Here is a 12,870-nt window from a genome sequence, read left to right on the forward strand (position 1 = left end):
GTCTCAGTGTCCCGAGGGGGTGACGGTGGCGGCGCCAGCTGCGCTGGCCGTGCTGGCCGCGGCGCTGCTGCCGTGGGTGGCGGGGGTGGAAGGGCCGGGGCCTGCGATGCTCAGGTTGCGCTGCAGGATGTTGGAGAACTCCTCGATGAAGGTCTCCAGCCGGATCGCGACTCGGTCGATGTCGCGCGCGAAGCGGTTGTAGGCCACCACCGCGGGGATGGCGGCGAACAGGCCGATGGCCGTGGCCACCAGCGCCTCGGCGATGCCGGGCGCCACCGTGGCCAGGGTCACCTGCTGCAGGCTGGCCAGCCCGGTGAAGGCATGCATGATGCCCCACACCGTGCCGAACAGGCCCACGTAGGGGCTGACCGAGCCCACCGAGGCCAGGAAGGACAGGTGGGTCTCCACCGCATCGACCTCGCGCTGGTAGCTGGCGCGCATGGCGCGGCGCGCGCCGTCCATCAGGGTGGCGGCGTCCTGCACCCGGCGTTCGCGCAGCTTCTGGTATTCGCGCATGCCTGAGGCGAAGATGCGCTCCATGGGGCCGGCCAGCTTGGCGTTCTGCGTTGCCGCGGCGAACAGGTCGTTCAGGCTGGTGCCGGACCAGAACTCCCGCTCGAAGTCGTCGTTGAGGGAGTTCACGCGCTTGAGCGCGTACAGCTTGCGGAAGATGGCGGCCCAGCTGGCGATGGAAACGGCCACCAGCAGCAGCATCACGAGTTGCACCACCCAGCTGGCGCCCAGCACCAGTTGCAGGATGGACAGGTCTTGGTTCATGGGGTCAGTGTGTCGAGGACGATGGGGGGGATTCTCGCAGGCCGCAGCGTGGATGCTTCGACCCAGCCGATGCGGATGGTTCCCTCGGCCAGCAGGGCGCCGCTGCTCTTGTGCAGGGCTTGCTGGGCAATTATGAGAGAGGCGCGCCCGCCGTTGCGGAGCGTGGCCGTAACAAGAAGTTCGTCGTCCAGGCGGGCCGGCTGCAGGTAGCGCACGGCGGTCTCGCTGACCACGAACATGCCGCCGGTGGCCTCGCGCAGGCGGCTTTGCTCCATGCCCAGGGAGCGCAGCCATTCGGTGCGGGCGCGCTCGAAGAACTTCAGGTAGTTGGCATAGAAGACGATGCCGCCGGCGTCGGTGTCTTCCCAGTAGACGCGCACGGGAAAGGAAAAGCTCATGACGCCGCGTCGCGCAGCGCGCGCAGCCGCGCGACCGCCTCCTGCAGCTGCGCCATGGAACTGGCCGTGGAAAAGCGGATGAAGCGCCGCGTGTCGGCGCTGCCGAAGTCACGCCCGGGCGTGACGGCCAGGTGCGCCCGCCGCATGACCTCGAAGGCGAACTCCCAGCTGCCGGGCAGGCCCAGGCGGGCGCACCAGTCGCCGCAGTCCGCCCAGGCGTAGAAGGCGCCGTCCGGCACCACGGGGACCTGCAGGCCGAGCGCCTGCAGCTGGGGGATGAACCAGTCGCGGCGCGCCTTGAACTCGGCCCGCCGGCGCTCGTACTCCGCGATGCTGTCCGGCTCGAAGCAGGCCAGCGCCGCGTGCTGCGCCACCGTGCTGGGGCAGATGAACAGGTTCTGCGCCAGCCGCTCCACCACCGGCACCAGGGCTTCGGGCACCACCAGCCAGCCCAGGCGCCAGCCGGTCATGTTGAAGTACTTGGAGAAGCTGTTGACGCTGATCACCTGGTCGTCGATGGCCAGCGCGGTCTGGCCGAAGGCCGGGTCGTGGCTCAGGCCCAGGTAGATCTCGTCCACCAGCGTGACGCCGCCATGCCGCGACACCACGTCGTGGATGCGGCGCAGCTCGCCGGGTTCGATGGACGTGCCGGTCGGGTTGGAGGGCGAGGCCAGCAGCACGCCGCGCGTGCGCCCGCCCCAGTGCGCCTCCACCTGCGCCGCGCTGAGCTGGAAACGCTCCTGCGCGGTGGTGGGCACCAGCACGGCGCGGCCGTCGGCGGCGCTGACGAAATGCCGGTTGCAGGGGTAGCTGGGGTCCGGCATCAGCACCTCGTCGCCGGCGTCGATCAGCGCCAGGCAGGCCAGCTGCAGGGCCGCCGACGCCCCCGCCGTCACCACGATGCGCCGGGCCGGCACGTCGACGCCGAAGCGCTGGCGGTACCAGCCGGAGATGCGCTCGCGCAGGGGTTCCAGGCCGGTGGCCTGGGTGTACTGGGTCAGGCCTTCGCGCACGGCCCGGGCCGCGGCCTCCTGCACCAGCGGCGGTGCGGTGAAATCCGGCTCGCCGATGTTGAGGAACACCATGGGCCGGTCGGTGTGGGCCACCTCGCGGGCCAGCGCGGACGCGGCCTTGGCCACCTCCATCACGTAGAAGGGCTCGATGCGCTCGGCGCGGCTGGCGATGCGCATCAGCGGGCCTTTCCGGCCGCCCGGTCGGCCTCGACCTCGAGCGGGCGCAGCTTGGGCGCCAGGCCGTTGAGCACGGCGTTGACGTACTTGTGGCCGTCGGTGCCGCCGAACTCCTTGGCCAGCTCGATGCACTCGTTCAGCACCACGCGCCAGGGCACGTCCGGGCAGTGCAGGAACTCGTACACGCCTATCCACATGACCGCATGCTCGACGGGGGAGATCTCCTGGAGCTTGCGGTCCAGCAGCGGCACGATCAGGGCATCCAGTTCGGCGGCCTCCTTGATGCAGCCGTGCAGCAGGGCGTCGTAATGCACCGAATCGGCCTTGTGGAAGCCCGACAGGTCGCGGGTGAAGCTGTCGATCGCGCCGGCCTCGTTCCCCCCCACCAGGTGCTGGTACAGGGCCTGCAGGGCGAACTCGCGCGCCCGGGTGCGGGCGGACTTGGCGGATGCCTTGCGCGTGCCGGTGCTGGTCAGGCCGGTGCGCGACTGGCGCGGCGGGCGGGCGCCGGGTGCTGCGGGCGCGTCCGTCATTCCAGTTGTTCCATCAGGTTGGCCATCTCCACCACCACGCGGGCCGCATCGACGCCTTTCTCGACCTGGCGGGCCACGGCCTGGGCCAGGTTCTCGGTGGTCAGGATGACGTTGGCGATGGGCAGCTGGTAGTCCAGCGTCACGCGGGTGACGCCGGCGGCCGATTCGTTGGCCACCAGCTCGAAGTGGTAGGTCTCGCCGCGGATGATGCAGCCCAGGGCCACCAGCGCGTCGTAGCTGCCTTTTTCGGCCAGCGCCTGCAGCGCCACCGGGATCTCCAGCGCGCCGGGCACCAGCACGTGGTCGATGTCCTTGGCCTGCACGCCCAGCACGGCCAGCTCGCCCCGGCAGGCCTGGGCCAGGGCGTTGGTGATGCTCTCGTTGAAACGCGCCTGGACGATGCCGATGCGCAGGCCCTTGCCGTCCAGGCTGTCGGCCTTGCCTTTTTCTGCGCCAAACATGGTGTGTGGAAATTCCTTGGGGATGAGAAGTCAGGGCGCCAGGTGCCCGGCGATTTCGAGGCCGTAGCCCGCCATGCTGGGCATGCGGCGGGGCGAGCCCATGAGGTTCATGCGATGCACGCCGCATTCGCGCAGGATCTGCGCGCCCACGCCGTAGGTGCGCAGGTCCATGCGGCCGCGCTCGGGGGCCTGCGACGCGCGCGCCGTGCCCTGGAACTGCGCCAGCAGCTGCTCGGCCGACTCGCCGCCGTTGAGCAGCACGGCGACGCCGCGTCCCTCGCGGGCGATGTGGGCCAGGCTGGCGTCCAGGCTCCAGGAGTGCATGGAGCGGCCCAGCTCCAGTGCGTCCATGACGGAGAGGGGTTCGTGCACGCGCACCGGCACCGCCTCATGCGGCTGCCATTGCCCCATGACCAGGGCGATGTGCAGGCCCTGGCTGGGCTTGTCCTTCCAGGCGTGCGCGGTGAAGCGGCCGAAGGCCGTCTGCAGCGGACGCTGGCCCACCTTCTCGATCAGCGACTCGTGGCGGCTGCGGTACTCGATCAGGTCGGCGATGGTGCCGATCTTCAGGCCATGCCCGGCGGCGAACAGCTGCAGGTCCGGCAGGCGGGCCATGGTGCCGTCGTCCTTCATGATCTCGCAGATGACGGAGGCGGGCGTCAGCCCGGCCATGCCGGCCAGGTCGCAGCCGGCCTCGGTATGGCCGGCGCGCATCAGCACGCCGCCGTCGACCGCCTGCAGCGGGAAGATGTGGCCGGGCTGCACCAGGTCCTCGGGGCGGGCATCGCGGGCGACGGCCGCCTGCACGGTGCGCGCCCGGTCGGCCGCCGAGATGCCGGTGGTCACGCCCTCGGCCGCCTCGATGGAGACGGTGAAGGCAGTGCCCATCTTGGTGCCGTTGCGCGCCACCATGGGCGGCAGGCGCAGGCGCTCGCAGCGCTCGCGCGTGAGGGTCAGGCAGATCAGGCCGCGGCCGTAGCGGGCCATGAAGTTGATGGCTTCGGGCGTGACATGGTCGGCGGCCAGCACCAGGTCGCCCTCGTTCTCGCGGTCCTCCTCGTCCACCAGGATCACCATGCGGCCGGCGTGCAGCTCGGCCACGATGTCCTGGACCGGCGAGATGGCCACGGGCGCCGCGGCGGCGGGCAGGGCGCTCACGTCGCAGCCCCTTGCCGCGCGACCGGCGCAAGCATGCGCTCGACATAGCGGGCGATCAGGTCGATCTCCAGGTTGACCCGGCTACCGGCGCGCAGGCCGCCCAGCGTGGTGTGCTCCACCGTATGCGGGATGAGGTTGATGCTGATCTCGCAGCCTTGCGGCGTGTCGGCCACGGCATTGACCGTGAGGCTCACGCCGTTGACGGTGATGGAGCCCTTGTAGGCCAGGTACCTGCCCAGGGCGGCCGGCGCCGCCACGCGCAGCAGCCAGCTCTCGCCGACCTGCTCGAAATGCAGGACGGTGCCGATGCCGTCGACGTGGCCGGACACCAGGTGGCCGCCCAGGCGGTCCTGCGGCCGCAAGGCTTTTTCCAGGTTGACGGCCGTGCCGGCCTCGGCCAGGCCGGCGGTCTTGTCCAGCGACTCGGCCGAGATGTCGATGGTGAAGCGGCGCGGCTGGGAGGCCTGCTCCAGCGAGGTCACCGTCATGCAGGCGCCGTTGAGGGCGATGCTGTCACCGAGGCCCACGTCGTCGAGGTAGCCGGCCGGCGCCTCGACGGTGAGGCGCTTGCCGTGCTGCGAGGAGCTACCCAGGTCGTGGACGGCGGCGATGCGCCCCACGCCGGTGATGATTCCGGTGAACATCCCGGCATTTTCGCAGGGTTCGCGATGCCCCTCCGGGCAAACCCTAGAACGCGTCGCGGCCGGGGATGCGGGCCAGGATGCGCAGGTCGGGCCCCACGGCCTCGGTGGACGTGAACTGCAGCGGCACCGCCTTCGACAGCTCGCCCAGCGGCGCCAGGGCGGCCATGCCGCGGCCGGGCCCGAGCAGCTTGGGCGCCAGGTACACCAGGAACTCGTCCACCAGCCCTTCGCGCACCAGCGAGCCGTTGAGCTTGTGGCCGGCTTCCACGTGCAGCTCGTTCACCTCCCGCCGCGCCAGGTCGCGCAGCATGGCGGGCAGGTCGACCTTGCCGCCGGGGCCGGGCAGCAGGATGACCGTGGCGCCCCGCGCCTCCAGGGCCGCCCGTTTCGCCGCGTCGGCAACCGCCGCATACACCAGCAGCTTGCGGCCCGGCCGCAGCAGGCGCGCCGTCAGCGGCAGCTCCAGGCGGCTGTCCACCAGCACCGCATGGGGCTGGCGCGGCGCCTGCACCAGGCGCACGTCCAATTGGGGATCGTCTTCCAGCACGGTGCCGATGCCGGTGAGCACGGCGCAGGCGCGCGCTCGCCAGGCATGCCCGTCGGTGCGGGCCGCTTCCGAGGTGATCCACTGGCTGGCACCGTTGTCCAGCGCCGTGGTGCCGTCCAGGGAAGCCGCGACCTTCAGCCGCACCCAGGGCGTCTGGCGGACCATGCGGCTGAAGAAGCCGATATTGAGCTCGCGCGATCCGGCCGCGCCCGCGCCGACCTCCACCTGGACACCGGCGGCGCGCAGCCGCTCGAAACCCCGGCCCGAGACCAGCGGGTTGGGGTCGGCGATGGAGGCGACCACCCGGGCGATGCCGGCCTGGATCAGGGCGTCGCAGCAGGGGCCGGTGCGGCCGTGGTGCGAGCAGGGCTCCAGCGTGACATAAGCCGTCGCGCCGCGCACGTCATGGCCCCGCGCCGCGGCGTCGCGCAGCGCCATGACCTCGGCATGCGGACCGCCGGCCTGCTGGGTGTGGCCCTGGCCCAGGATGCGGCCGGCCGGGGCGCACAGGATGCAGCCGACGCGGGGGTTGGGGTTGGACAGCCACAGGGCCTGCCGGGCGAGTTCCAGGGCTTGGAAGGCGAGAACCGGGCTGGCTGCAGTCATGGCACCGCATTGTGAGTGATCGCTTCCGGGCCGGCCGAAACCGCTCATCCATTGCCGGCCGCCGCCCGTCCGAATGGGGTTCCCTTCGTCCGGCTGAGCTTCCTACACTGCGCGCCAAGGACACATCGAGGGACTCCAATTGAACAAGCACCGTTCCCGCGGTTTCACGCTGATCGAGCTGATGATCACCGTGGCCATCGTCGCCATCCTGGCCGCGGTGGCTTATCCGTCGTACACGGACCACGTGAGAAAAGGGGCGCGCCGCGCGGCACAGGCCCAGATGCTGGACATCGCCAACCGCCAGCAGCAGTTCCTGATCTCGACCCGGTCCTATGTTCCTTATTCCGCCTTGACAGCCAGCGGTTATGCCCTGCCTGCGGATCTGGTGGGCAAGTACACCCCCACGGTCACGGTGGGGACGGGCACCGTGCCCTCGTACACGATCACTTTCCAGGCGACCGGGGTCCAGGCCAAGGACGGTGACCTCGGCTACAGCAGCGACGGCGTGAAGACGCCGGCCGGGAAATGGTGACCCATCGCGGTGCCTCCATGATCGAGGTGCTGGTCACCATGGTGATCATCGCCTTCGGCCTGCTGGGCATGGTGGGGCTGCAGGCCAGGCTGCAGTCCACGGAGATGGAGTCGTACCAGCGCACGCAGGCGCTGCTGCTGCTGGACGACCTGCGGGGCCGCATCGAGGCCAACCGGCTGGAGGTGGCCACGTATCCCGACCATGCGCCGGCAACCGCGTCCGTCGGCACGAACATGACATGCCCGGCGGCAGGAGCTGCGGCGACACGCGCATTGAACGACGTGCGGGAATGGTGCCTGGCCCTGCAGGGCGCGGCCGAGTCCCTGGGGGGCAACAGCGTCGGCGCCATGATCGGCGGACGAGGCTGTGTCGAGGACCTGGGAGTGGGCCCCGCCGGCGACCTCAGGGTCCGCATCTCCGTGGCCTGGCAGGGCCTGACGCCGATTGCCGCACCGGTGGAGGCTTGCGGAGCGGGTCTCTATAACGGAACCGCCGGCACCCCGTGCCAGGGCGATCTTTGCCGCCGGGTGGTTTCAACGGTGGTCCGCATCGCCAACCTGAAATAGCACCATGCGCACTGCAGCTGCACAACCCCTTTTCCAGAGCTCCCGCCATTGGGCGACGCCGGCGCCCAAGCGCCGATCCCAGCGCCTGCGGCGCTCACACGGCCTGACCCTGGTCGAACTGCTGGTTTCCATCACGCTGGGGCTGGTGATCCTCACCGCGCTGCTGGCGCTGTTCGGGAACGTCACCCGCAGCAACAACGAGATGGCCAAGACCAACCAGCTGATCGAGAACGGCCGCTTCGCGATGCAGCTGCTGCAGGACGATGTTGCACACGCCGGCTTCTGGGGGCCGGTCAGGATGATCAACGCGACCGCGGTGCCCAACCCCTGCCTGGCTTATGCCAGCTGGCCGACCGACGCGGCTGAACTCGATGCGTACAAGAAGAACCTGCTTGCAATCCCGGTGCACGGCTACGCCGACGGGAGTGCCCTGTCTGCCTGCGGTCCGGGTCTGGCGAACGTGGTCGCGCAAAGCGACGTGCTGATCGTGCGCCACGCCAGCACCTGCGTCAAAGGACCTGGCTGCGACACTGCGGACACCGGCCCGCATATCCAGGTGTCAGGTTGCAGGACTGATGCGCCTCCAGAGCCGGCCCACGTGCTGGAAACGCCGGCCGAGATGGATGCACGGACACCTCGCATCCGCCTGAAGAACTGCGCCACCGAGGCGGCACGCCGCAAGATGGTGATCAATGCCTACTACGTCGCGAACAGCGCCACTGGGATACCCACGCTGATGCGCGTCAGGATGGCCAACGGCACTTTCCTGGCGGCTGAACCCCTGGTCGATGGCATCCAGGCCTTCAAGGTCGAATTCGGCGTCGACGACAAGGGCTCCAATGGCCTGCCCATCAGCTCGACCAACCCGGGCGACGGCAATGCCGACACCTATGTCTCGTGCGCACCCTCCTGCGACCTGGCGGTGCTGGCCAACGTGGTGTCGGTCAAGCTGCATCTGCTGGTGCGCAACCTGGAACCCACGGCGGGCCACACGGATGACAAGGCCTACCAGGTCGGCCCGCTGGCCGTTGCCGCGGCCAACGACAACATCAAGCGGCATGTGTTTACCACCACGGTCCGCATGGTGAATCCTTCTTCGCGCCGGGAGATTCCATGAACAGCCGCAGGCATCCAGGACACAGGCAGCGTGGCGCCACCTTGGTGATGGGCATCGTCTTCCTCACTTTGCTGATGCTGTCGGTGACCATCGCGTTCCGCATGAGCAACAACAACCTCAAGGCGGTGGGCAACATGCAGTCGCAGGCCGAAGCGGAAGCCTCGGCGGAGCGGGCGGTGGAGCAGTTGATCAGCACGGACGGCATCTTCCTGGCGCCGGCGGCCACGAACGTGCCCCAGGACGAGTACGGGGTCACGGTGGCCATCGCCGCGCCGGAATGCACGCAGGGCGTCTTCGTCGAGGCGTACACCAGCTCTGATCCCAATGCCAACTACTACAGCCCGCAGCTGGCGCCGGGTTCGAACTCCGGCTACATGGAGACGCACTGGAACATCGCGGCAACTGCCTCCGGCGCCGGGTCCGGTGCGCGCGTGGTCGTCAACCAGGGGGTCCGGCTCATCATGCAGTCGGATCCCAACCCGTGCCCCTAAACCCCAAAAGGCAGGAAGACACACACATGAAACCCGCCAACTTTTGCAAGGTATCGCCGCGTCCCCGGGCGTGGTTGATCGGTGCGCTCATTCTGCTGGGCGCGTCAGGCAGCCACGCCGAAGACATCGATCTTTTCCTCAAGAACCCGATGGCCGCCGCCACGCGGCCCAACCTGCTGCTGATCGTGGACAACGCGGCATCCAACAACAGCAGCATCACCCCGCTGCCCAACGGCTCGGGCAACAAGAAGCTCGACCTGATCAGGGATGTCATCAACATCCTGACGAATCCGCTGACCTCGCCTTACTTTCCGTCTTGTTCCGTGCCGGCAGATCCCGAAGCGGCGCGCACGCCTGAAGGATGCATGACCCGGGAGGAGGTCAATATCATGGTCAACAACATCAACATGGGGTTGATGCTGATGAACCCGTCCGGCAACACGCGCGGTGGCTATGTGCGGTCGCACATCCGGCCGATGACCGCGGGATTGGGTAACAGGGCCAAGTTGTGGGATACCGTGAAGAACGGCATTCCAACCGCCAACAATGCCCCCTATGCCAAGACCATACACGAGGCGTACCTGTATTTCGCCGGCAAGCCGGCTTACGCCGGCTTCAGCTCCAGTGTCTACGACACGGAGGCGAAGGACGGACCCAACTACCGAAGCCCGATCGGGGACGCCTGCCAGCCCGGCTACATCATCTACATTGGCAATGGCGGGCCCGACACTGCCGAGGATGGCGACGCCCGAACGCTGCTGAGCGGTCTGGGCGGGGTGCTGAGCAGCGACCCTATCAAGTTCTCCCCCAGCAACTTTCAGTCCAACTGGCTCGATGAATACGCCCGCACGCTGAACCGGCTCGATCTGTCGGGCTTCACGGGCGAGCAGAAACTCACGACCTACACGATCGCCATCCAGAACCCGCTGGACAACAACTTCAACACCGCGCCATCGACCAGCGCGCGGGCGCTGCTGCAGAGCGCTGCCCTGGCCGGCGGCGGCGAATACGCCCTTGGCCAGGACGGCCAGTCCGTGTTGAAGGCAGTGCTCGCCGCCCTGCGCAAGATGCAGCCGGTGAACTCCGTCTTCGCGGCGGTGACGCTGCCGGTGAGCGTGAACGTTCGGGGCACCTCCCTCAATCAGGTGTACATGGGCCAGTTCCGTCCAGACGCCGACGCGCGGCCTTACTGGCCCGGCAACCTCAAGCAGTACCAGTTGGACCTGGACGCCAACAACAACCCCATCCTGGTGGACCGCAACAAGGCGCCCGTCGAAGACAAGACGAAGGGCTTTCTGTTGCCCACCATCACCAGCTTCTGGACCAAGGCTTCCAGTTATTGGGGGTTCACCGGCACGACTGCCAGCGATGCACCTGACGGCGCCATCGTGGAGAGAGGCGGCGCTGCGCAACGCATGCGCTCCGACTTCGCCACCTCGACACAGCGCGCCAACCGAAAGCTGTATACCTGCAACGGCAGTTGCGTGAAAGGCGCGTCCCTGTCGACGGTCAATTTCGCCACATCCAATATCGACCTGGCCGGCCCGACGGCCTTGAACCTGGGCGTGGATCTCGTGGAACGCGACCCGCTGATCGAGTGGATGCGCGGGGCCGACAACCGCAGCGACGAGAACAAGAACTCGTCCTCCACCGATGCCCGCGCCTATATCCACGGGGACCTGCTGCACTCACGGCCCGGCGTGGTGAACTACAACCGATCGCCCGGCGATCGCGACATCATGGTGTATTACGGCTCCAACGATGGCGTGTTCCGGGCACTCAAAGGCGGGCAGGACGCCACGGACGGCTACGAGAAATGGGGGTTTGTTTTCCCGGAGTTCTTCAAGAAGCTCAAGCGTCTGCGCGACAACGACGACATCATCGAGCCGGGCTATCCGAAACCGTACTTCGCCGACGGTGCCGTGTCGGTGTACCAGAACGACGTGAATGGGGACGGCAAGCTGGTGGCGGCGGACGGGGACAAGGTCTACCTGCACGTCGGCATGCGCCGCGGCGGGCAGCTCATCTACGCTTTCGACGTGAGCGACCCGGACGATCCCAAGTTCATGTGGAAGATCGACGAGGACACCCCTGGCCCGGACGGCATCACCAAGGTCTTTGCCAAAATGGGCCAGAGCTGGTCGAGCATCCGGACCGCCACCATCGCCGCCTACAACGGACCGGTGGTGATGTTCGGCGGCGGGTACGACCCGGTGGCCGAGGATCCGCAACCGGCGACCTCTCCCAATACCATGGGCCAGGGCATTTATGTCGTCGACGCGGCCACCGGCAGATTTCTCAAACACATCGCGCCTGCGGGAATGGGCGCGATTCCTGCCGACTTGACTTTGGTCGACCGTGACTTCGACGGCAGGACCGATCGCATCTATGCGCCGGACACCAAGGGCAACGTGTGGCGGATCGACATTTCCGATGCCAACATGGCGAACTGGAAGAGCTACAAGATCGCCACGCTCGGCGGCAGCGGTGCGGATGCCCGCAAGCTCCTGAACAAGGTCGACGTGGTGTTCGGGGACACCTTCGATGCGGTACTGGTCGGCTCGGGTGACCGCGAGCACCCCTTCGAGACGAGCATCGTCGATCGCTTCTACATGCTCCAGGACCGCTTCGTCGGGCTCAACGGCGGGCTGTTCTGCGGAAGTACCACCAGTCCGGCCAGCTGCACGCATTCGGACCTGACCGATGTCACGTCCTACCAGGAGGGCAGCCTGCCGGCAGGGTCGCACGGCTGGTACCTGACCTTCCGGGCGGGCGAAAAGATGGTGAGCAGCCCGGTTACCGTGTTCGGGACGGTGATCTTCAGCACCAACAGGCCCACCCCTTCCACGGATGGAAGTACCTGCGGCAATCTCGGCGAAGCCCGGATGTACCAGATCAGTTTCCGGAATGGGAGCGCCGTCACGGATACGAACAAGGATGGCGTCATCAACGGGGACGACAGCTCCGAAGTGCTCGCCGGCGGCGGATTCCCGCCGTCCGCCGTCTATTCACCGGTCCTGATCGACGGAAAGCGGCAGGAGGTGGTCTGCGTCGGCCCGCGGTGCTTCAAACCGGGCGGCGCCGGCTTCGACACGCGCAGGCACCGCACGTACTGGTTCAAGCAGCAATGAGCACGTACTCCCTCTGTGACCTGGCCTGCGCCAGGACGACTGTCCGGCGTCGGTTGGAGCTGACACCCCGCAAGGCCATGGGTGGCTTCACCCTGATCGAACTGATGGTGACCATCGGCATCGCCGCGATCCTTGCCGGGGTGGCGGCACCGTCCCTGCGGGAGGTGATCGCCAACAACCGGCTCAAATCGCACAGCAGCGCATTGCAGACCAGCCTGATGCTGGCCCGGAGCGAGGCGATCAACCGCAAGGCGCGGGTGGTGGTGTGCAAGTCCGCCGATCAGGCGGCCTGCGCAAGTGCGGGAAACTGGCAGCAGGGCTGGATCGTGTTCATTGACGCGAATGACTCGGCCTCGGTGGATGCCGGCGAAACGGTAATCCAGAAGGTCGGCACTCTCAGCGGTTCCTTTATCCTTCAAGCTGGCGGAAACGTGACCGACTACGTCTCGTACACCAGCACAGGGGCCGCCAAGCTGAAGGCTTCGGACAGCTTCCAGACCGGATCGTTCAACCTGTGCCAGACCGCGGGCGGCAATGCCCGCCAGATCGAGCTCTTCGCCACCGGGCGCTTGAGCTTCGGCAAGCAGTCGGTGTCCACCTGCACCGCGTCGTAAGCAGGCGAAAACGCGCTTGTTCTTTTTTCACAGGCGGGAGCCAGGCCTTCTCCCCTCAATGGTGGATGTCCCAGCGTTGATGCCCGATTAATTTCAGGCGGTGGT

At 67.7% G+C, this 12,870-nt stretch carries 14 protein-coding genes; 6 read left to right on the top strand and 8 right to left on the bottom strand.

Features of this window, described 5'->3' with window-relative positions; all coding sequences use genetic code 11:
* Positions 1-3: 3 nt before the first annotated feature.
* From tolQ to ribD, 8 genes are read right to left on the bottom strand one after another with little or no spacing between them, the layout of a single operon-like run.
* Positions 4-777, bottom strand: coding sequence for a protein TolQ (gene tolQ / locus RTA_RS07765; RefSeq protein WP_013900839.1), 774 nt, complete (start codon positions 775-777; stop codon positions 4-6).
* Positions 774-1,175, bottom strand: coding sequence for a tol-pal system-associated acyl-CoA thioesterase (ybgC, locus tag RTA_RS07770; protein WP_041675190.1), 402 nt, complete (start codon positions 1,173-1,175; stop codon positions 774-776). Before ybgC ends, tolQ begins: the two co-directional genes overlap by 4 nt.
* Positions 1,172-2,365 carry a pyridoxal phosphate-dependent aminotransferase gene (locus RTA_RS07775; RefSeq protein WP_013900841.1) on the bottom strand — a complete coding sequence of 398 codons (1,194 nt, stop codon included), beginning with the start codon at positions 2,363-2,365 and terminating at the stop codon, positions 1,172-1,174. Before RTA_RS07775 ends, ybgC begins: the two co-directional genes overlap by 4 nt.
* On the bottom strand, positions 2,365-2,898 hold the full coding sequence (nusB, locus tag RTA_RS07780; protein WP_013900842.1) for a transcription antitermination factor NusB: 534 nt from the start codon (positions 2,896-2,898) through the stop codon (positions 2,365-2,367). Before nusB ends, RTA_RS07775 begins: the two co-directional genes overlap by 1 nt.
* Positions 2,895-3,359, bottom strand: coding sequence for a 6,7-dimethyl-8-ribityllumazine synthase (gene ribH / locus RTA_RS07785; RefSeq protein ID WP_013900843.1), 465 nt, complete (start codon positions 3,357-3,359; stop codon positions 2,895-2,897). The genes nusB and ribH overlap by 4 nt, the downstream gene beginning before the upstream one ends.
* A gap of 30 nt (positions 3,360-3,389) precedes the next feature.
* On the bottom strand, positions 3,390-4,517 hold the full coding sequence (ribBA, locus tag RTA_RS07790; RefSeq protein WP_013900844.1) for a bifunctional 3,4-dihydroxy-2-butanone-4-phosphate synthase/GTP cyclohydrolase II: 1,128 nt from the start codon (positions 4,515-4,517) through the stop codon (positions 3,390-3,392).
* Positions 4,514-5,161, bottom strand: coding sequence for a riboflavin synthase (locus RTA_RS07795; RefSeq protein WP_041675191.1), 648 nt, complete (start codon positions 5,159-5,161; stop codon positions 4,514-4,516). Before RTA_RS07795 ends, ribBA begins: the two co-directional genes overlap by 4 nt.
* Positions 5,162-5,204: 43 nt before the next feature.
* On the bottom strand, positions 5,205-6,314 hold the full coding sequence (gene ribD, locus RTA_RS07800) for a bifunctional diaminohydroxyphosphoribosylaminopyrimidine deaminase/5-amino-6-(5-phosphoribosylamino)uracil reductase RibD (protein WP_041675193.1): 1,110 nt from the start codon (positions 6,312-6,314) through the stop codon (positions 5,205-5,207).
* A gap of 139 nt (positions 6,315-6,453) precedes the next feature.
* On the opposite strand from ribD, the gene RTA_RS07805 reads away from it, so the two are divergent.
* From RTA_RS07805 to RTA_RS07830, 6 genes are all read left to right on the top strand, one after another.
* Positions 6,454-6,846 (top strand): type IV pilin protein, encoded by a 393-nt coding sequence (locus RTA_RS07805; RefSeq protein ID WP_013900847.1) that lies wholly within the window; start codon positions 6,454-6,456, stop codon positions 6,844-6,846.
* A 17-nt stretch (positions 6,847-6,863) separates the two neighbouring features.
* Positions 6,864-7,412, top strand: a complete 549-nt coding sequence (locus RTA_RS07810; RefSeq protein ID WP_143762930.1) for a type IV pilus modification PilV family protein — start codon at positions 6,864-6,866, stop codon at positions 7,410-7,412.
* A gap of 4 nt (positions 7,413-7,416) precedes the next feature.
* Positions 7,417-8,529, top strand: coding sequence for a PilW family protein (locus RTA_RS07815; RefSeq protein ID WP_013900849.1), 1,113 nt, complete (start codon positions 7,417-7,419; stop codon positions 8,527-8,529).
* Positions 8,526-9,020: a hypothetical protein gene (locus tag RTA_RS19720; protein WP_013900850.1), complete on the top strand. Its 495-nt coding sequence runs from the start codon at positions 8,526-8,528 to the stop codon at positions 9,018-9,020. Before RTA_RS07815 ends, RTA_RS19720 begins: the two co-directional genes overlap by 4 nt.
* Positions 9,021-9,046: 26 nt before the next feature.
* Positions 9,047-12,151 (top strand): pilus assembly protein, encoded by a 3,105-nt coding sequence (locus RTA_RS07825; RefSeq protein WP_013900851.1) that lies wholly within the window; start codon positions 9,047-9,049, stop codon positions 12,149-12,151.
* A gap of 77 nt (positions 12,152-12,228) precedes the next feature.
* The gene (locus RTA_RS07830) at positions 12,229-12,765 is read left to right on the top strand and encodes a GspH/FimT family pseudopilin (protein WP_041675194.1); all 537 of its coding nucleotides are present in this window, start codon (positions 12,229-12,231) and stop codon (positions 12,763-12,765) included.
* Positions 12,766-12,870 lie beyond the last annotated feature (105 nt).

It is taken from the genome of Ramlibacter tataouinensis TTB310, from assembly GCF_000215705.1.
GTDB lineage: Bacteria > Pseudomonadota > Gammaproteobacteria > Burkholderiales > Burkholderiaceae_C > Ramlibacter > Ramlibacter tataouinensis.

Excerpts from the sequence above, each read along its gene's own strand:
- tolQ (WP_013900839.1), bottom strand. The coding sequence starts at position 777 with ATGAACCAAGACCTGTCCATCCTGCAACTGGTGCTGGGCGCCAGCTGG.
- ybgC (WP_041675190.1), bottom strand. The coding sequence starts at position 1,175 with ATGAGCTTTTCCTTTCCCGTGCGCGTCTACTGGGAAGACACCGACGCC.
- RTA_RS07775 (WP_013900841.1), bottom strand. The coding sequence starts at position 2,365 with ATGCGCATCGCCAGCCGCGCCGAGCGCATCGAGCCCTTCTACGTGATG.
- nusB (WP_013900842.1), bottom strand. The coding sequence starts at position 2,898 with ATGACGGACGCGCCCGCAGCACCCGGCGCCCGCCCGCCGCGCCAGTCG.
- ribH (WP_013900843.1), bottom strand. The coding sequence starts at position 3,359 with ATGTTTGGCGCAGAAAAAGGCAAGGCCGACAGCCTGGACGGCAAGGGC.
- RTA_RS07795 (WP_041675191.1), bottom strand. The coding sequence starts at position 5,161 with ATGTTCACCGGAATCATCACCGGCGTGGGGCGCATCGCCGCCGTCCAC.
- ribD (WP_041675193.1), bottom strand. The coding sequence starts at position 6,314 with ATGACTGCAGCCAGCCCGGTTCTCGCCTTCCAAGCCCTGGAACTCGCC.
- RTA_RS07810 (WP_143762930.1), top strand. The coding sequence starts at position 6,864 with ATGATCGAGGTGCTGGTCACCATGGTGATCATCGCCTTCGGCCTGCTG.
- RTA_RS07815 (WP_013900849.1), top strand. The coding sequence starts at position 7,417 with ATGCGCACTGCAGCTGCACAACCCCTTTTCCAGAGCTCCCGCCATTGG.
- RTA_RS19720 (WP_013900850.1), top strand. The coding sequence starts at position 8,526 with ATGAACAGCCGCAGGCATCCAGGACACAGGCAGCGTGGCGCCACCTTG.
- RTA_RS07825 (WP_013900851.1), top strand. The coding sequence starts at position 9,047 with ATGAAACCCGCCAACTTTTGCAAGGTATCGCCGCGTCCCCGGGCGTGG.
- RTA_RS07830 (WP_041675194.1), top strand. The coding sequence starts at position 12,229 with ATGGGTGGCTTCACCCTGATCGAACTGATGGTGACCATCGGCATCGCC.